At 71.5% G+C, this 18283-nt stretch carries 17 protein-coding genes and 1 tRNA gene; 11 read left to right on the forward strand and 7 right to left on the reverse strand.

The window, feature by feature from the left end; translation table 11 throughout:
• Positions 1 to 408 precede the first annotated feature (408 nt).
• Positions 409 to 774 carry a peptidase inhibitor family I36 protein gene (locus QNO07_RS11155; RefSeq protein WP_349636829.1) on the forward strand — a complete coding sequence of 122 codons (366 nt, stop codon included), beginning with the start codon at positions 409 to 411 and terminating at the stop codon, positions 772 to 774.
• Here QNO07_RS11155 and QNO07_RS11160 read toward each other — a convergent pair.
• Both QNO07_RS11160 and aceE read right to left on the reverse strand, forming a co-directional pair.
• Positions 705 to 1496 (reverse strand): potassium channel family protein, encoded by a 792-nt coding sequence (locus QNO07_RS11160; protein ID WP_283991617.1) that lies wholly within the window; start codon positions 1494 to 1496, stop codon positions 705 to 707. The genes QNO07_RS11155 and QNO07_RS11160 overlap by 70 nt on opposite strands.
• Before the next feature lie 144 nt (positions 1497 to 1640).
• Complete coding sequence (gene aceE, locus QNO07_RS11165; protein ID WP_283991618.1) at positions 1641 to 4373, reverse strand: pyruvate dehydrogenase (acetyl-transferring), homodimeric type; 2733 nt, start codon at positions 4371 to 4373, stop codon at positions 1641 to 1643.
• Between the two features lie 419 nt (positions 4374 to 4792).
• On the opposite strand from aceE, the gene QNO07_RS11170 reads away from it, so the two are divergent.
• From QNO07_RS11170 to QNO07_RS11195, 6 genes are all read left to right on the forward strand, one after another.
• Positions 4793 to 5233 (forward strand): DUF3052 domain-containing protein, encoded by a 441-nt coding sequence (locus tag QNO07_RS11170; protein ID WP_283991619.1) that lies wholly within the window; start codon positions 4793 to 4795, stop codon positions 5231 to 5233.
• Between the two features lie 186 nt (positions 5234 to 5419).
• Complete coding sequence (locus QNO07_RS11175) at positions 5420 to 5959, forward strand: peroxiredoxin (RefSeq protein WP_283991620.1); 540 nt, start codon at positions 5420 to 5422, stop codon at positions 5957 to 5959.
• Between the two features lie 105 nt (positions 5960 to 6064).
• Entirely contained in the window at positions 6065 to 6640 is a 576-nt protein-coding gene (locus QNO07_RS11180; RefSeq protein WP_283991621.1) for a TerD family protein, read from the forward strand.
• A 184-nt stretch (positions 6641 to 6824) separates the two neighbouring features.
• Positions 6825 to 7400, forward strand: a complete 576-nt coding sequence (locus tag QNO07_RS11185; protein ID WP_283991622.1) for a TerD family protein — start codon at positions 6825 to 6827, stop codon at positions 7398 to 7400.
• 73 nt (positions 7401 to 7473) lie between these two features.
• Entirely contained in the window at positions 7474 to 8631 is a 1158-nt protein-coding gene (locus QNO07_RS11190; protein WP_283991624.1) for a DUF475 domain-containing protein, read from the forward strand.
• A 159-nt stretch (positions 8632 to 8790) separates the two neighbouring features.
• Entirely contained in the window at positions 8791 to 9546 is a 756-nt protein-coding gene (locus QNO07_RS11195; protein ID WP_283991625.1) for a Tellurium resistance, read from the forward strand.
• A gap of 46 nt (positions 9547 to 9592) precedes the next feature.
• Here QNO07_RS11195 and QNO07_RS11200 read toward each other — a convergent pair whose 3' ends face one another.
• The gene (locus QNO07_RS11200; protein WP_283991626.1) at positions 9593 to 10513 is read right to left on the reverse strand and encodes a TerD family protein; all 921 of its coding nucleotides are present in this window, start codon (positions 10511 to 10513) and stop codon (positions 9593 to 9595) included.
• Between the two features lie 253 nt (positions 10514 to 10766).
• Between QNO07_RS11200 and QNO07_RS11205 the strand changes: the two genes are divergently transcribed.
• The 3 genes from QNO07_RS11205 to QNO07_RS11215 all read left to right on the forward strand — a co-directional run bounded on the left by QNO07_RS11205 (position 10767) and on the right by QNO07_RS11215 (position 15337).
• On the forward strand, positions 10767 to 11939 hold the full coding sequence (locus tag QNO07_RS11205; RefSeq protein WP_283991627.1) for an HpcH/HpaI aldolase/citrate lyase family protein: 1173 nt from the start codon (positions 10767 to 10769) through the stop codon (positions 11937 to 11939).
• A 102-nt stretch (positions 11940 to 12041) separates the two neighbouring features.
• A complete protein-coding gene (locus QNO07_RS11210; RefSeq protein ID WP_283991742.1) occupies positions 12042 to 14435 on the forward strand; it encodes a phosphoribosyltransferase in 2394 nt (797 codons plus the stop codon).
• Entirely contained in the window at positions 14432 to 15337 is a 906-nt protein-coding gene (locus QNO07_RS11215; RefSeq protein ID WP_283991628.1) for an HAD family hydrolase, read from the forward strand. The genes QNO07_RS11210 and QNO07_RS11215 overlap by 4 nt, the downstream gene beginning before the upstream one ends.
• Positions 15338 to 15404: 67 nt before the next feature.
• Here the strand turns inward: QNO07_RS11215 and QNO07_RS11220 are convergent, their stop codons facing one another.
• Together QNO07_RS11220 and QNO07_RS11225 are read right to left on the reverse strand one after the other, a co-directional pair.
• Complete coding sequence (locus tag QNO07_RS11220) at positions 15405 to 15629, reverse strand: FmdB family zinc ribbon protein (protein ID WP_283991629.1); 225 nt, start codon at positions 15627 to 15629, stop codon at positions 15405 to 15407.
• Between the two features lie 20 nt (positions 15630 to 15649).
• Positions 15650 to 16912 (reverse strand): hypothetical protein, encoded by a 1263-nt coding sequence (locus QNO07_RS11225; protein WP_283991743.1) that lies wholly within the window; start codon positions 16910 to 16912, stop codon positions 15650 to 15652.
• Positions 16913 to 17026: 114 nt separating this feature from the next.
• Between QNO07_RS11225 and QNO07_RS11230 the strand changes: the two genes are divergently transcribed.
• Positions 17027 to 17098, forward strand: a tRNA-Val gene (locus QNO07_RS11230).
• A 307-nt stretch (positions 17099 to 17405) separates the two neighbouring features.
• Here the strand turns inward: QNO07_RS11230 and QNO07_RS11235 are convergent.
• Positions 17406 to 17585: a hypothetical protein gene (locus QNO07_RS11235; protein WP_283991630.1), complete on the reverse strand. Its 180-nt coding sequence runs from the start codon at positions 17583 to 17585 to the stop codon at positions 17406 to 17408.
• Positions 17582 to 17824 carry a DUF7848 domain-containing protein gene (locus QNO07_RS11240; protein WP_283991631.1) on the reverse strand — a complete coding sequence of 81 codons (243 nt, stop codon included), beginning with the start codon at positions 17822 to 17824 and terminating at the stop codon, positions 17582 to 17584. The genes QNO07_RS11235 and QNO07_RS11240 overlap by 4 nt, the downstream gene beginning before the upstream one ends.
• Between the last annotated feature and the right edge of the window lie 459 nt (positions 17825 to 18283).

An 18283-nucleotide genomic window follows, 5' to 3' on the forward strand; every position in this document is an offset into this window, starting at 1 on the left:
TCCGTGCAGGTGAAACAGCCACTTCGCTCTTGGCGGTTCGCCGAGGAAGCGGTGAGCCTGGGTCGTGTCCGGCGGCGTCGCCCCCGGATCGGCCTTCGCGGGGGAGTGGTGCAGATGACGAAGAAGACGAAGTTCCCAGCTGTTCCGGCAGCCATGGTCCTGGCGGTGCTCAGCGCGGTGGCGCTGCTGCCGCTGATCGCCCCCGGGGCGTCCGCCACGCCGCCACCGGGCGGAGCTTTCACCCCCGCGAGAGCCGCCGCTACCGCGCTTCCGACTGCCGCTCTCCCTGCCGCCGCGGGCCCGCCCGCCGCCGAGCCGGCCGCAGCGCTCCCGGCCGCCGCCGCACGAGCACCTGGGAGAACCGATCGAGCCGGGCAGCGGCAGCGGCAACCCGAGCCGGGAATGGAGATGCCTGTGCGCCGGCTTCCCCCGCAGCCCTCCAGGACGGCGCGCGGCGCTTCACGGGCCGCGCTGCCAAGCGTGGACGCGCCCCGCCTCGGTCCGTGCGAGACGGGACGGCTGTGCCTGTGGACCGGGCGCGGCTTCACCGGTCGACGGCACACCTTCGCACCGCGGAAGGTAGCCGCCGGGGAGTGTGTCACCCTGCCCGCCGCTGCGAGGTCCGCCGCCGTGGCCAACCGCACCGGCCGCCCCGTCACCACCTACCGCAGCGAGTGGTGTGCGGAGACGGCCGACTTCCGCACCTATCCCTCGGGGACATGGGCGCCGGATTCCCCGCACGTGGTGCGGGCCTTCAAGGTGTGGGAACGGTGATCCGCCGACAGCGCGGCCACCTCGGCCCGCAGCAGCCCGACCTCGGCGGTCAGCTGCACCAGCGCCTCGGTCTGCCGCTGCGCCTCGTCGTCGGTCCGGTCGAACCGGGCGATGAACCAGGCCGCGATGTTCGCCGTCACCGTTCCCAGCAGCGCGATGCCGGAGAGCATCAGCCCCACCGCCAGCACCCGACCCAGTCCCGTGGTCGGAGCCGTGTCCCCGTAACCGACCGTGGTCATCGTGGTGAAGGACCACCACACCGCGTCGCCCAGGGACTGGATCGTCGAACCGGGAGCACCCCGTTCCACCTCCAGTACCGCCAGCGAACCGAACATCAGCAGTCCCGCGCAGGTGCCCGCCACGTAGGTCGTCAGCTGGACCTGGGAGGCCATCCTGGCGCGCTGTCCCACGAGCAGCAGCGCCGACACCAGGCGCAGCAACCGGAGCGGCTGCAGCAGCGGCAGTGCCACCGCCGCCAGGGCCAGCGGGTGGCGGCGCACGAACTGCCACCGCTGCTCGGCCAACACCAGGCGGACGGCGTAGTCGACGCCGAAGGCCAGCCACACCGCCCACTCCACCGCGGAACACAGCCGTACCACCCAGGAGTCCGCCCCGGTGGCCACGATCGGCACGGCGTAGGCGACGCCGAAGACAAGCGCGAGCAGCAGCAGCGGGATCTGGGTCCGGCGTTCCCAACGCAGTCGCGCGGCTTCGTTGCGCATGTTCCGCATCTGGTGAGTCCCTTCCGCGACGGCTTCCCCGCACCCCGGCCGGTCGCGCACGGCGCCGGCGTCGTGCGGTCGGGGCTGCACACACCGGTGGCCCCGACCCTGCGGGCCGGGGCCACCTTACGGTGCGCGCGGGACTCAGGCGTCGCCGCCCGCAGGACCGGGGTCCGCGGCCGTGACGTCGGTCAGCTGGTACCGGTCCAGCGCCTGCTTCAGCGCCGAACGCTCGATCAGTCCGTCCTTGGCCAGCTCGGTGAGCACGCCCAGCACGATCGACTGCGCGTCGATGTGGAAGAAGCGGCGGGCCGCCCCCCGGGTGTCGGCGAAGCCGAAGCCGTCCGCACCCAGCGACTGGTAGCGGTTGGGCACCCAGCGGGAGATCTGGTCGGGTACCGCACGCATCCAGTCGGAGACGGCCACGACCGGGCCCTCGCAGTCCTGGAGCTTGCCGGTGACGAACGGCACCCGCTGCTCCTCCTCGGGGTGGAGCAGGTTGTGCCGCTCCACGTCCACGGCGTCGCGCCGCAGTTCGTTCCACGAGGTCGCCGACCACACGTCGGCCTTGACGTCCCAGTCGTCGGCGAGGATCTGCTGCGCCTCCAGCGCCCAGGGCACTGCCACACCGGAGGCGATGATCTGGGCGGCGTGCCGGCCGCGCTCACCGGTCCGGTAGCGGTGGAGGCCCTTGAGGATGCCCTCGACGTCCACGTCCTCCGGCTCGGCGGGCTGCCGCGTCGGCTCGTTGTAGACGGTCAGGTAGTAGAAGACGTCCTCGGCGTTCTCGCCGTACATCCGCCGCAGGCCGTCCCTGACGATGTGCGCGATCTCGAACCCGAACGCCGGGTCGTAGGCCACACACGCGGGGTTCGTCGAAGCGAGCAGCTGCGAGTGGCCGTCGGCGTGCTGCAGGCCCTCACCGGTCAGGGTGGTGCGGCCGGCGGTGGCGCCGAGCACGAACCCGCGGGAGAGCTGGTCGGCCATCTGCCAGAACTGGTCACCGGTGCGCTGGAAACCGAACATCGAGTAGAACACGTAGATCGGGATCAGCGGCTCGCCGTGCGTGGAGTAGGCCGAGCCGGCCGCGATCAGCGAGGCGGTGCAGCCTGCCTCGGAGATGCCGTCGTGCAGCATCTGCCCGTTCGGCGACTCCTTGTACGCCAGCAGCAGCTCGCGGTCCACCGACTCGTAGGTCTGCCCCAGGGGGTTGTAGATCTTCGCCGAGGGGAAGAACGAGTCCATTCCGAACGTGCGGTACTCGTCGGGGGCGATCAGTACGAAGCGCCGCCCGATCTCCTTGTCCCGCATGAGGTCCTTCAGCAGCCGGACGAACGCCATGGTGGTGGCGATCTCCTGCTGGCCGGAGCCCTTCTTGACCGTCGCGTACGTCTTGTCGCCAGGCAGCGCCAGCGGCTTGGACCGGTCGACTCGCGTCGGCACGTAACCGCCCAGCTCCCGCCGGCGGTCGTGCATGTACTGGATCTCCTCGGACTCGCGCCCGGGGTGGTAGTACGGCGGTGCGCCGCTCTCCAGCTCCTTGTCGGAGACGGGGATGTGAAGCCGGTCGCGGAACCGCTTGAGGTCCTCGACGGTCAGCTTCTTCATCTGGTGCGTGGCGTTGCGGCCCTCGAAGTTCGGGCCGAGCGTCCAGCCCTTCACCGTCTGCGCCAGGATCACGGTGGGCTGGCCCTTGTGCTCCTTGGCCGCCTTGTACGCCGCGTACACCTTGCGGTGGTCGTGGCCGCCGCGGCCGAGGTGCAGGATCTGCTCGTCGGTCATGTCCTCGACCATCGAGCGCAGCCGGTGGTCCCCGCCGAAGAAGTGGTCGCGGATGTAGGCGCCCGTCTCGGTGGCGTACGTCTGGAACTGGCCGTCGGGAGTGGTGTTCAGCTTGTTGACCAGCACGCCGTCCCGGTCCTGGGCCAGCAGCGGGTCCCAGGAGCGGTCCCACACCAGCTTGATCACGTTCCAGCCGGCGCCGCGGAACTGCGACTCCAGCTCCTGGATGATCTTGCCGTTGCCGCGGACGGGGCCGTCCAGGCGCTGCAGGTTGCAGTTGACGACGAAGGTGAGGTTGTCCAGGCCCTCGCGCGCGGCCAGGGACAGCTGGCCGAGCGACTCCGGCTCGTCCATCTCACCGTCGCCGAGGAAGGCGTACACCTGCGACTTGGAGGTGTCGGCGATACCGCGCGCCTCCATGTAGCGGTTCATCCGCGCCTGGTAGATCGCGCCGATCGGGCCGAGGCCCATCGAGACGGTCGGGAACTCCCAGAAGTCCGGCATCAGCCGCGGGTGCGGATAGCTGGAGAGACCGTTGGGCGCCTTGGACTTCTCCTGCCGGAAGCCGTCGAGGTGCTCCTCGGTGAGGCGGTCCAGCAGGTAGGCGCGGGCGTAGATACCGGGGGAGGCGTGCCCCTGGAAGAAGATCTGGTCTCCGCCGTCGCCGAAGTCCTTGCCGCGGAAGAAGTGGTTGAAGCCCACGTCGTAGAGCGACGCCGAGGAGGCGAAGGTGGCGATGTGCCCGCCCACGCCGATGCCGGGGCGCTGCGCACGGGAGACCATCACGGCCGCGTTCCAGCGGGTCGCGTTCAGGACCTTGCGCTCGATCTCCTCGTTACCGGGGAAGAACGGCTCGGCCTTGGTCGGGATGGTGTTGACGTAGTCCGTGCTGCGCATCTCCGGCACGGCCACACGCTTCTCGCGGGCGCGCTCGATGAGGCGAAGCATCAGATAGCGGGCACGTTCCCGGCCCCGCTCGTCGACGGCTGCGTCGAGCGAGTCGAGCCATTCCTGGGTCTCCTCGGGATCGAAATCCGGGACCTGGCTGGGAAGGCCGCCAATGATGATCGGGTTGCGATCGGATCCGGAAGCCACGCTGTTCCTTCGCTGGTCGGTCTTGCTCTGCTGATGTCGCGCCGACTCCCATCGTGGACCGCTGTGGCGCTTACGTCATCTCTACCGGGAGGTAACCGCGAACGGTCGTCGCGGGGGACCGCCGAGCACGCTCGGCTCGACGGACGGCCAAACCGCAACCTTACGCCCACCTCCCTCTCAGCCGGTGTACGGCCGTTCGGCCCTGCCCGGCAGCCCCGGAGTGGCGCCGCCCCGGCCCGGGCGGAACACTGTGGTGCGGATCACTGTGGGATGCGCCTTGTAGGGCGAGACGTCAACGTTTGGGCGGGATAGACGGTCGGGTACTTGCGCGATCCGCCCGGCACGTGTGGACTACGCCCAAGTACCTCGCGCCCGCGCGGGGAACCCCCGTACTTTCGAAAGATGTCAGGAGGCAATCCGTGAGCGCGACCGCGGACCACGCGGAGGAGCGGACCAACCCAGCCGCGAGGCTGGGTTTCCAGCCCGGACAGGTGGTCCAGGAGCTCGGCTACGACGACGACACCGAGCAGGCCCTCCGGGAGGGAATCGAGGCCATCACGGGCAGTGAGCTGGTCGACGAGGAATACGACGACCTTGCAGATGCCGTGGTGCTGTGGTTCCGCGATGAGGACGGCGACCTGACGGACGCGCTGGTGGACGCCATCGGCTTGGTCGACGAGGGAGCTCCCCTCTGGCTGATGACGCCCAAGACCGGCCGTGACGGCTACGTGGAACCCAGTGAGATCGGCGAAGCCGCCCAGACCGCCGGACTGCAGCAGACCAAGCCGCTGAACGTCGGCAAGGACTGGACGGGCAGCCGCCTTGTCACCCCGAACACCAGTCGGGCCGGCAGGGGCTGAACCGCACGGCGGCTCGGTCCGCCCGAGAACGATGCGTGCCCCTGGCGGATGTCCGCCGGGGGCACGCCCAGTCGGGGGCTGTCACGGACAGGGCTTCCAGCTCTGCGTGGAAGTCCCCGGCCGATGCGACCCGGCCGGGGCATAGGGTGGCACGGTCATCCTGTGCCCCAACGAAGGGACCGCCGCATGGCACTCGAGGTCGGCAGTGCAGTCGGCACCAGCGCGAGCACGCCAGACGCTGCGGGCGCCGCGAGCCCCGCCGGTTACCCGCCCGTCGCGGTGGGGGACCGGGCCCCGGACTTCGAACTGCGGAGCCAGCACGGAGAGGCCGTGGCGCTCTCCTCCTACCGGGACCGCCGCAACGTCGTCCTGCTCTTCTACCCGTACGCCTTCACCGGTGTCTGCACCGGTGAGCTGACCGCGCTGCGGGACCAGCTGCCCGCCTTCGTCAACGACGAGGTGCAGCTGCTCGCGGTCTCCACAGACTCCCCGTTCGCCCTTCGGGTCTTCGCCGAGCAGGAAGGGCTGGAGTTCCCCCTGCTGTCGGACTTCTGGCCGCACGGCGGGACGGCCAGGGCGTACGGGGTCCTCGATGAGCGCAAGGGCTGCGCGCTGCGCGGCACCTTCGTCATCGACAAGGAGGGCCTGGTGCGCTGGAGCGTGGTCCACGGCATGTCCGACGCCCGCGACCCGCACACGTACGTGCAGGCACTCAAGCAACTGTGACGACGGCTCCGGGAACCGATCACCGGAACCGGCTCGTTGCACAGACGGCATCCATGACACAAGGGGGCACACGGTGCTCCTTGATCAATACCTATTGGAGGACTTGTGGGAGTCAGCCTCAGCAAGGGCGGCAACGTCTCGCTGACCAAGGAAGCCCCGAACCTGACGGCCGTGGTCGTGGCTCTGGGCTGGGACGCCCGGACGACGACGGGCTCCGAGTTCGACCTCGACGCCAGCGCCCTGCTGACGAACGCCGAGGGCCGGGTCGCGGGTGACCAGAACTTCGTGTTCTTCAACAACCTCAAGAGCCCCGACGGCTCGGTCGAGCACACCGGTGACAACCTCACCGGTGAGGGCGAGGGCGACGACGAGGTCATCAAGGTCAACCTCGCGGGTGTGCCCGCCGACGTGCAGAAGATCGTCTTCCCGGTGTCGATCTACGAGGCGGAGGCCCGCCAGCAGAGCTTCGGCCAGGTCCGCAACGCCTACATCCGCGTGGTGAACCAGGCCGACAACAACGAGCTGGCCCGCTACGACCTGACCGAGGACGCCTCCACCGAGACCGCCATGGTCTTCGGTGAGCTGTACCGGCACGGTGCGGAGTGGAAGTTCCGTGCCATCGGCCAGGGCTACGCCTCCGGTCTGCGCGGCATCGCGCAGGACTTCGGGGTCAACGTCTGAGCAGCGGGTCCGCCGGTCCGCCCCTCGCGCGCGGGCCGCTCGGTCGCCGGCGCCGACCGGCCCGGCGTTGACCGGTTCAGTATCCCAACAGTGGTCGGCGCCGCAGACTTCCCGGTACGGAGGTGTGCGGCGCCGACCGGTTGGGCCAGACTTGTCACCACACATCGGGGAGAGGAAACAGCACATGGGTGTCACGCTCGCCAAGGGGGGCAACGTCTCCCTTTCGAAGGCAGCGCCGAACCTCACGCAGGCGCAGGTCGGACTGGGCTGGCAGGCCCGGGCGACCACCGGCGCGGCCTTCGACCTGGACGCCAGCGCGCTCCTGTGCGCGGGTGGCCGGGTCCTCGGTGACGAGTACTTCATCTTCTACAACAACCTCAAGAGCCCCGACGGCTCGGTCGAGCACACCGGCGACGAGCTGGTCGGCGGCACCGGTGGCGACGACGAGACAGTCCTGGTGGACCTGCCGGCCGTCCCCGCCCACGTGGACAAGATCGTCTTCTCGGTGTCGATTCACGACGCCGACGCCAGACGGCAGACGTTCGGTCAGGTCAGCAACGCGTACATCCGCGTGGTGAACCAGGCCGACGGCGTTGAGCTGGCTCGTTACGACCTCACCGAGGACGCCTCCACCGAGACCGCGATGATCTTCGGGGAGTTGTACCGGTACGGCGGCGAGTGGAAGTTCCGTGCAGTGGGTCAGGGGTACGCGTCGGGACTGCGGGGCATCGCTCTAGACTTCGGCGTCAACGTCACGTGAGACGGACCGCGCACCGCGGCCCGGCCGCGCGCCCGGTGCGCGGGGGATCTCCTTGCGAGAGATTGGGTAACCAGTGGTTCTGAGAACCTTCGGCTGGTCCTTCGGCGTCACCGCCGCGGGACTGGCCTTCGCGGCGTACTTCTGGGGGTGGACGGGCTTCGCGGTGGTGGCGATCCTGTCCGTGCTGGAGATCTCGTTGTCCTTCGACAACGCCGTCGTCAACGCCGGTGTGCTGAAGAGGATGAACGCCTTCTGGCAGAAGATCTTCCTCACCATCGGCATCATGATCGCGGTCTTCGGTATGCGGCTGGTGTTCCCCGTCGCGATCGTCGCCGTCACCGCCCAGCTCGGTCCCATCGAGGCCGTCCAGCTGGCCATGCGCGAGCCGCAGGTCTACGAGCAGATCGTCACCGACGCGCACCCGGCGATCGCCGCGTTCGGTGGCATGTTCCTGCTGATGATCTTCCTCAACTTCATCTTCGACGAGCGTGAGCACCATTGGGTGCCGTGGCTGGAGCGCCCGCTGTCCCGACTGGGCCGCATCGACGGCCTCTCGGTCTGCCTGGCGCTGATCATCCTGCTCACCACGGCCACCACCCTGGCGACCGTCGCGCACCAGTACGGCGGTCACGCCGACAAGTCCTCCACGGTGATGCTCGCCGGTATCGCCGGACTCATCACCTACCTCGTGGTGGGTGGTCTCTCCGGGCACTTCGAGAGCAAGCTGGAGGAGGACGAGGAGCGCGAGCACGAGGCCGCGGAGGCCGCCAAGCGGTCCGGCACGCAGCCGACCGCGGTGGGTGTCGCCGGCAAGGCGGCGTTCTTCCTCTTCCTCTACCTCGAGGTGCTGGACGCCTCGTTCTCCTTCGACGGCGTCATCGGTGCCTTCGCCATCACCAACCACATCTTCTGGATGGCGCTGGGCCTGGGCATCGGCGCGATGTACGTCCGGTCGATCACCGTCTACCTGGTGCGGCAGGGCACGCTCGACGAGTACGTCTACCTGGAGCACGGCGCGCACTACGCCATCGGCGCGCTCGCCAGCATCCTGCTCATCACCATCCGCTGGGAGATCCACGAGGTCATCACCGGCTTCATCGGGGTCGCCCTCATCGGACTCTCCTTCTACTCCTCGCTGCGGTACAACCGGCTCAGGGCCGCGGCCGACGACGGGGACGGCGGGGACGGCGGAAACTCGACGAAGCAGTCGAAAGTGACCTCCGGCGTGTGAACGCCGGGTAAAGCGGGTGTCACCGCCCGCTGATTGCGGAACGCTCTCCACGGGGCGGCCGACACGTGCCGTCCGAGGCTCCGGAAGCCTTGGACGGTGCGGCGGGCGGCCGCCCCGTTTCGTCTGTCCGCTGGTGGGCGCTGGGGATTGGGGGCACACGTGGTCTCGTTGTGGGAGCACTTCAGGAGTGGTGGCGGCAGCCGGGGGCCGAGGTTCGACACGGTCGGAGGCGCCTCGACGTACGCGATCGAGCTGACCAAGAGGTACCCGCGGCTTTCGCTCACCGAGCAGGGCGCGGAGAACGGCACCATGCGCATCAACCTGTCGTGGCGGATGCGGGCCGCCGACTTCACCGAGCGCCCGCGCCGCCGCGGGTCGCTGCGGCATCCGCTGCAACTGCTCAAGCCGGAGCCGGTGCACGCCCACACCCAGGGCATGGTGAACGTGGACCTGGACCTGGCCTGCCTGTACGAGCTGGCGGACGGCACCAAGGGCGTGGTCCAGCCGCTGGGCGGGTTCTACGGCGCGATGAACGAGCCGCCCTTCGTGAAGCTGAGCGGCGACGACCGGTTCGGCTCCGGCTCGGGCGAGACGATCTACGTCAACCTCGACCAGAGCGAGCAGATCAAGCGGCTCCTGGTCTTCGTCTACATCTACGACGGCACACCGGCGTTCGACCGGACGCACGCCGTCGTCACCCTGGTGCCCAGCAGCGGCCCGCACGTCGAGGTCGGCCTCGACGAACGGGCCCCGGACGCGCGGTCCTGCGCGGTACTGATGATGGAGCACGAGAAGGGCGAGTTGATCGTGCGCCGCGAGGTGCGGTACGTCTACGGCTTCCAGGCCGACCTGGACCGCCTGTACGGCTGGGGTCTGACCTGGGGGCGGGGCTACAAGTCGACAACCCGCCACTGACCCGGGCAGCCGCCCCGGCCGGTGGGCGGGACAGCGGTTCCGGGCCTCAGCGGTTGACGAACTGCGGGCCCTGCGGGGGCAGGGTGAACGCGGGGTCCGGCTGCGGGTAGCCGTACGCGGGCTGCGCGCCCAGCACGGGCTGCGGGTAGCCGTAGCCCGGCTGCGGGGCGTGTGGCGGGGGGCTGGGGTAGCCGTAGCCGCCGGCGGGCGCCGACGGCACCGTCGGGTGCGGGCTGGGCACGGGGAGCGGCTCGGGCGCGGGGACGGGCTGCGGCTCGGGTTCGGGAACGGGTTCCGGTTGGGGCTGCGGCACCGGATCGGGCTCCGGCATCGGCGGCTCGTCGGGCGGTTCCGGCACGGTCCCGTGGACGGGCTCGCGGGGCTCGGGGACGGTGGGGCCGTCCACGCCGCCGGCCGAGGGCTCCTCGCCGTCCTCCACCAAGACGCCGAACTCGGTGGCCAGGCCGACAAGCCCGCTGGTGTAGCCCTGCCCCAGCGCACGGAACTTCCAGCCCCCGGCCCGCCGGTACAGCTCGCCGCAGATCAGGGCCGTCTCCGCGCCGGTCTCCGGCTCGATGTCGAAGCAGGCCAGGGCTTCGCCGCCGGCCGCGTCGCACAGCAGCAGCCGCAGGCCGCCGGCCACGTCGGCGAACGTGCCGCCGTCCGCCGAGGCGGACAGCAGAACGCGGTCGACCCCCTCGTCCAGAGCGGCGAGGTCGACCTCCACGGTGTCCGCGACTCCGTCCGCGTCCCGGGACTTTGCAAGGTGGCGGACCAGGCCCGAGGGGTGCCGCGGCTGGTTGTAGAAGACGAAGTCCTCGTCGGAACGCACCTGCCCGTGGTCGGCCAGCAGCAGCGCGGAGGCGTCCACGTCGGGGGTGGCCGGCCCCGACGTCCAGCGCAGCACCACACGCACGGCCTCCGCGTGCAGCTGGATGTTCGAGCCCTTCGCCATGGCGTGCGTCATGGCGTCATCCTGCCCTCCGCACGCGGCGGACGACAACGCGGGGGACCGCGCGTCCCGCAGGAACAGGGGCGTTCGTCACGTCGCGCGCCGGGACGTGCACCCGGGGTGCCGGGGTACTTCCGGGACACCTGGGCACAAGGTGCCGGTAACGAGGTCTTCACGAGCGAGGGAACTCGCGCTCGGGGACCGCACGTACGATTGCCGGTCGGGCCCTCATGAGCGAGCCCGGCGAACATCAGCGAAACGGGGGCCCATGCGTCACTTCAGACATCTCACGCGTGATGTCCGGCATGACCTGTTCCATCAGGAACCTGCCGATTTCTGTCCCGACTCGCCCGCCCGCGTCCTCTCCGTCGCTCTCGGAGCCACCCTGTACAGCCCGGCGACCCGGCCGCGGCTCGCCGCGGACATCGTCAAGCAGGCGTCCTGCGGCGTGGTGTCGATGGTGCTGTGCCTGGAGGACTCGATCGCCGACGACGAGGTGGCTGCGGCCGAGGACAACCTCGTGCGGCAGCTCTCCGCCCTGCATGCGGGGGAGGGGGCGTCGCCGGAGGACGTGCCGCTGCTGTTCGTCCGGGTCCGCGAACCGCGGCAGATCACCGACCTCGTCGACCGCCTCGGGCCTGCCGTCGCGGTGCTCTCCGGTTTTGTGCTGCCGAAGTTCACCGAGGACCGCGGCATCCCGTTCCTGGAGGCGCTCACCGTGGCCGAGTCCGCCTGCGGACGGCGGCTGTTCGCGATGCCCGTACTGGAGTCGCCGGAACTGCTGTACCTGGAGACGCGTCCCGGCACGCTCTCCGGCGTGGCACGGGCCGTGGGCAAGTACCGCGACCGGATTCTCGCGATCCGCCTGGGCGTCACCGACTTCTGCTCCTCCTACGGGCTGCGCCGGCCACCGGAGATGACCGCCTACGACGTCAAGCTGATCGCCACCGTCATCGCTGACGTGGTCAACGTGCTGGGCCGGTACGACGGCAGCGGATTCACCGTCACCGGGCCGGTGTGGGAGTACTTCCGCCTCCAGCAGCGCATGTTCAAGCCGCAGCTCCGCCGCAGCCCGTTCGCCGGCCGCGGCGCCGAGGAGCTGCGGGCGGGCCTGATCGAGCACGACATGGACGGGCTGCTGCGGGAGATCCAGCTCGACCGCGTCAACGGTCTCCAGGGCAAGACCTGCATCCACCCCTCCCACGTCGCGCCCGTGCACGCCCTGTCCGTCGTCAGCCACGAGGAGTTCAGCGACGCCAGCGACATACTGCGCCCGGCGTGCAACGGCGGCGGGGTGCTGCGGTCGGCGTACACCAACAAGATGAACGAGGTGAAGCCGCACCGGGCGTGGGCCGAGCGCACGCTGCTGCGGGCCGAGGTGTTCGGGGTCGCCCGCGAGGACGTGGACTTCGTCGACCTGCTGGCGGCCAGCATCAAGTGAACCGCGCGACCGGCACGGCAAGGACGTACGAGCAGTGAGAGCGGTACCGCCCCCGCGCGCAGCGGCGGGACGGACAGGACGAAGGACGGGAACAACAGCGTGGTGTGGACAGGCACATGGGTCGCCGAACGGCTCGGCGTCGAGTTGACCGGTGACGGCACGAAGGACCTGCTGGGGATGGCGCTGCGGCGCAATCCGAAGCGGGCCCACCTGCTGGTCTCCAACGTGCTCGGCAAGCACGTGCCGCAGCAGCCGGCCACCGTGTACGGCACCGCGCTGGGCCTGGGCCACCGCGTGCGGGAACTCCTCGGCGAGGCCGAGTCCGCGCGTGCCGTGGTGCTCGGCTACGCGGAGACGGCGACGGGCCTGGGCCACTGCGTCGCCGACGGCCTCGGGGACGCGCCCTACCTGCACTCGACGCGGCGCCCCGTCCCGGGCCGCCCGCCGGTGGGGGGCTTCGAGGAGGAGCACTCGCACCACACCTCTCACCTGCTGCTGCCGCAGGACCCGCTGCTGCTGACCGGTGACGGCCCGCTCGTGCTGGTGGACGACGAGCTTTCCACCGGCCGCACGATCCGCAACACGCTCTCCGCGCTGCACAGCGCCTTCCCCCGACGCCGGTACGTCGTCGTCACGCTGGTGGACATGCGGTCGGCCGACGACGTGCGCGCCCTGGAGAAGTTCGCCGCCGACCTCGGCGCCCGGATCGACGTGGTGGCGCTCGCCCGCGGCACGGTCGGCCTGCCGGACGACGTCCTGGACCGCGCCGCCGCCCTCGTCGCCGCCCAGCCCCTCCCAGCCGAGCATGAAGCAGACACCGGCGCGCCGCCAGGCGACGTGGTCCGCGCCGAACTTGACTGGCCGTCGGGCGTACCGGACGGCGGCCGGCACGGCTTCAACTCCGTGCACCGGACCCGGCTGGAGGCCGCACTGCCCGCGCTCGCCGAGCAGCTCGCCGCCGCCCTGCCAGCCGGCGCCGCGCGGGTGCTCGTCCTCGGCACCGAGGAGCTGATGTACGTCCCGCTGCGCCTCGCCGACGCGCTCAGCGGCGCGACCGACGCGGAGATCCGCTACTCCACCACCACCCGCTCCCCGGTGCTCCCGGTCGACGATCCCGGCTACGCGATCCGCAGCCGGCTGAGCTTCCCCGCGCACGACGACCCCGCCGACGGCCCCGGACCGCGCTTCGCCTACAACGTGCAGGCCACCGGCCCCTGGGACGCCGTGGTGGTGGTGGCCGACGCGGCCGGCGACACCCCGGCGCTGCACGCGGCGGACGGGCTGCTCGCCCGGCTCGGCGCCCACACGGGCCGCGTGGTGCTCGCGGTGCTCCCCGCCCCGTCGCGGCTGCCGCAGCCGCTGCGCGGCCCCGCCTTCTCCTCCTACCGGGCCGACGAGTGCGGCTGGCTGCTCCAGGACCTCTCCGACGTGCGCCTGGAGGCCCCCACCGAGGAACGTGAGGAGGCCATCCAGAGCGGCGGCGCGCACTACGCCGAGTCGCTGCCGGTCGAGTACCAGCCCAGCGCCGAGTACCAGCAGCTGTTCCACGACGCGCTGGCGGACTCCGCCAAGCGCATCGCGCACGCCGTCGGCACCGTCACCGAGACGGTGCTGAGCGAGCACGCGCGCGAGCGCCCGGGCGCCCGCCCGGTGCTGGTCTCCCTCGCGCGGGCCGGCACTCCCGTCGGGGTGCTGATGCGCCGCTGGGCGCAGCACCGGCACAGCACGGACCTGCCGCACTACGCGGTGTCCATCGTGCGCGGCAGGGGCATCGACACCACCGCGATGCGCTGGCTCGCCGAGCACCACGACCCCGCCGACGTCGTCTTCGTCGACGGCTGGACCGGCAAGGGCGCCATCACCCGCGAACTCACCGACGCCCTGGCGCCCTTCCCCGGCTTCGACCCGTCCCTGGCGGTCCTGGCCGACCCGGGCGGCTGCGTGCGCACCTTCGGCACCCGCGAGGACTTCCTCATCCCCTCCGCGTGCCTCAACTCCACCGTCTCCGGGCTCGTCTCGCGCACGGTGCTGCGCGCGGACCTGGTGGGACCGGACGACTTCCACGGCGCGAAGTTCTACCGGGAGCTGGCCGATGACGACCTCTCCGGCCACTTCCTCACCGCCGTCACCGAGCACTTCCCGGCCGTCGCGGACGAGGCCGCCCAGGCAGCCCGGCAGCTGCTCACCACCGACCGCAGCCCCACCTGGGCGGGCTGGCGCGCGGTGGAACGCATCAGCGAGGAGTACGGCATCGGTGACGTCAACCTGGTGAAGCCCGGCGTGGGCGAGACCACCCGCGTGCTGCTGCGCCGGGTACCGTGGCGCATCCTCGCGCGGCGCGGTGCCGGACGCGACCTCGACCACGTGCGGCTGCTCGCCGATCAGCGCGGCGTGCCCGTCGAGGAGGTCGGCGACCTGCCCTACAGCTGCGTCGGCCTCATCCATCCCCGCTACACCCGCGGGGCGACCGGAACCGACGGAAAGGCCGCCCGATGAGCGCCCCGCAGAGCCCCGCCACGTCCCCCACGTCCGGGGCGCCCGGCACTGCCGGCGCCCCCGCCCGCACCCGACCGATCGGCATCCCCGGCCCGGTCACCCTGTTCGCGAGCGACCTGGACCGCACGCTGGTCTACTCCTCGGCCGCGCTCGCCCTGAGCATGCCCGACGCCGACGCACCCCGGCTGCTGTGCGTGGAGGTCTACCAGTCCAAACCGCTGTCGTACGTCACGGAGGCGGCGGCGGCGCTGCTGCCGCAGGTCGCCGGGCAGACCGTCTTCGTACCGACCACCACCCGCACCCGCGAGCAGTACGGCCGCATCCACCTGCCCGGCCGCGTGCCCCGCTACGCGATCTGCGCCAACGGCGGCCACCTGCTGGTGGACGGCGTGTCCGACGAGGACTGGCAGCGGGACGTCGCCCGGCGGCTCGGCGACGCCTGCGCGCCGCTGGCCGAGGTGCGCGAGCACCTGCGCCGGACGGCCGGACCGGAGTGGCTGCTCAAGGAGCGTGTCGCGGAGGACCTGTTCTGCTACCTGGTGGTGGACCGGGACCGGCTGCCGGTCAGCTGGCCCAAGGAACTGGCCGCCTGGTGCGAGCCGCGCGGCTGGACGGTCTCCGTCCAGGGCCGCAAGATCTACGCCGTGCCCCGCCCGCTGACGAAGAGCGCCGCGGTCGCCGAGGTGGCGCGCCGCACGGGCGCGGGCCGGACCGCTGCGGCGGGCGACTCGCTGCTCGACGCCGACCTGCTGCTGCACGCCGACCTCGGCTGGCGTCCCGGCCACGGCGAACTCGCCGACACCGGCTGGAACGCCCCGCACGTCACGGCCCTGGAGGAACGCGGAGTCGCCGCGGGGGAGCGCATCCTGCAGGAGGCGCTCCGCCTCGTCACCGAGAACTGACGCGCCACCCCTGATCGCTGACGCGCCCGCCCGCGAGAGCTGACGCGCCCGCCCCGCACTCCGGATGTCAGCCGCAGCAGCCGCCACCGCAGCAGCCGCCTCCGCCTCCGCCACTGGGGGCGGGGGCGGACGCGGCGGCCGAGGCGCTTCCGCCGACTGCGACCGTGGACAGCAACTTCACCGTGTCCGGGTGCCCCTCGGGGCAGTTCGCGGGCGCACCGGACTCGGCCATCGGGCGGCTGCGCTCGAAGGTCGTTCCGCACTCCCGGCAGCGATACTCGTATCTGGGCATGTGAGCAGGGTAGCCGCAGGTCAGTGACCTGAACCCAGAGACTGCCGAATGTCCGACACGACGTGCGCGACGGTCTCCTTGATGGCGTCCACCTCGGTCAGGAACTGCCAGTAGTCCGGATGCCGGCCGCCGGCCTCCAGCGCGGCCAGCGCCCGGTCCAGCCGTTCCACCGCGTTGTCCAGCGGGCCCGCGTGCCGAGGGTCGGGCGTGCTGCGCCCGGTCATGGCCAGCCGCTGCGCGTCGCGCAGTGCGAACCTCGCCCGCTCCGTCTCCTGCTCGTGGTTGAACGCGACCTCGTTCAGCCGCTGCAACCGCTCACCCGCGGCGGCCACCGCGTCGTCGGCCGTGTTCAGCAGCGCGCGGACCGACGACAGCAGCGCCGTCGCGTCCGCCCACCTCTGGGCGTCCCGGGCCTGCTGCGCCTGGCGCACCTTGGCCTCGGCCTCGTCGGCGGCCTGCTGCGCCTGCCGGGGAACGTGCTGGAGGTCCTGCCAGCAGGCCGCGCTGAACCGCCGACGCAGCTCGCTGAGGACCGGTTCGACCTTGCCCGCCCGGGTGGACAGCGCCTGCGCCCTGGTCCGCAGCGAGGCCAGCCGCCGGTCGATCTCGGCGGCCCGCTCCGGGAGCCGCCGGGCCTCCTCGCCGATGGCCTCCGCCTTGCGCTGGACCTCCTCGGCCAGCCGGATCGTCTCCCGCACGCCGTGCTGCCCGGCGCCCTGGTTGAGCTTGGTCAGTTCAGGCCCGAGGGCGGCGAGCCGCGCGGCCAGGTCGTCGGCCTGCAGCCCGGCGGCCCGCACCGAGTCCAGCGCCTGGGTCGCCGCCAGCAGCGCCTGCCGGCCCCGCTCGACCGCGGGGGCCAGCTGGGCGAGCTGCGACTCGGCCTTCTCCAGCAGCCCGCCCAGGCTGTGACCGAACCGTTCGAGGTCCGTCCGGGTCTGCTCCAGCAGCCCCTTCACGCGGTTCAGGTCCTGGAGCGCACGTGAGGCGGCGGCGGTGTCGAGGCCCTCGCGGTCGAGGTCGTGCGCGTCGACCACCTTGATGTACTCGTGGCTCGCCTCGTCGATGCGCCGCCCGAACTCGGCGAAGGCGGCGACCGCCCTGCGCCCGGGAGGCGAGCTGTCCACCGCGGTGATCGCCTCGATGGAGATCCGCAGGTCCCGCTGGGCGGTGTCCAACTCGTAGAACGCCGCCGCGGCGGCGTCCTTCGCGGCCTGCGCGTCAGCGCGCACACTCTCGGCACGCCCGCCGCCCCAGCCCCACCGCCGCGTTCCGCCCCCGCTCATCGAAGTCACACAACCCTCTCCCCAGTGCCGCAGCCAGTGGAACGGTGTCCATTGTCCCATCCGACCCGCACGAGGACAGGAGGCCGTTGCGGTAGGCTGACGTCGCATTGCTCCGGGCGCATAGCTCAGCGGTAGAGCGCTTCCCTTACAAGGAAGATGTCACAGGTTCGATCCCTGTTGCGCCCACCCTCGCGGACGCCCGTCCCGTACGCCCGGCACCTCCTCGGAGGGCCGGGCGCACTAGCGTGCAGGGTGGCGGGAACGCCCGTCGGGTGCCTCACGCGCCGGGCGCAGGGCCCGCCGGACCTGGTCGGCCGACACCGTCACGGCGAGCGCCTGGACCAACTCCGCGGTGGCCACCCATCGGTGGCCGAGCGCGTCCCGGTGTGGGGCGTCGTGCCGGCGGGTTCCGCGCACGGCAGCCGTGAGGCGACGAGCGGGGGCGTCTGCAACTCCACCGGCCGCAGCGTTCCGCACAGCTCCGGTGTCCCGCTCACCGTCCGGGCTCCCGCTCGTGCGCGGGTGAGGGTTCGGCGCCCGGTTCCAGCGGTGGCTCCACCGGGCGGGGTGGGGGTGGGACGAGCAGGTACGGGCGGATCATGGCGACCGCGTCGCCGTCGATGGGCTCCGCGTCGCGCGGCCGTCGGCGCGTTCCGCGCCCGGGGCCGGTCACCGGGCGGTCCGTGTCATGACGGCGCGGTAGGGGCGGGTGATGTGCTCCCGGTAGGTGTGATGGGAGGGGTTGTGCCCGGCGTGCGCGAACACCCACTGCTGCCCGTCCCCCGCATCCACCCGAGGCTGCGACCTCGCGCCGCACACCGCACACTCCATCGCGAACGTCACCGCCTCCGCATCCGGCTCCCGATCCGGCCCCACCCGCCACTGCATGAAGCGGACGATGCTGCGGGTCACCGGGCCGCCCTCGCGGCCGTGCGCAGCGCCTCTGTCACGGCCGGCTTGATCGCGTGCCCGTGCGGTAGGCGCAGCGGATTGCCCGTCACCTCATCCCAAGGCGGCGTATCCCACCGAACTCCGTGGGACGGAGGTAGGGCCACCCACCCGGCGGGACCAGACCGAACCTCCACGGGCCGGTCCGGGTATGCGTCGAGCGTGCTGCTGGTACCAGGCTGCACGAGCAGGGTCGCCGTCAGGCTGGTGATGAGACACGGAACCGGTCCACGGCGTTCCAGTCGGACCATCACGGCCATACCGACCGGGCGCGGTAGCACCAACGCGTCGAACGCCACCGTCGGCGCGATGATCGAGGTTCCCGGTGCCTGGGCGAACTGCTCCACCAACTGGTCTGCCCTGGCAGGCACGACCCAACTGGTCAACGGGTGCGCGCCCGGAGTCGGGCAAGGTCCGGCAGGC

This window comes from Streptomyces sp. 549 (assembly GCF_030124175.1).
In the GTDB taxonomy this organism is placed as follows: domain Bacteria; phylum Actinomycetota; class Actinomycetes; order Streptomycetales; family Streptomycetaceae; genus Streptomyces.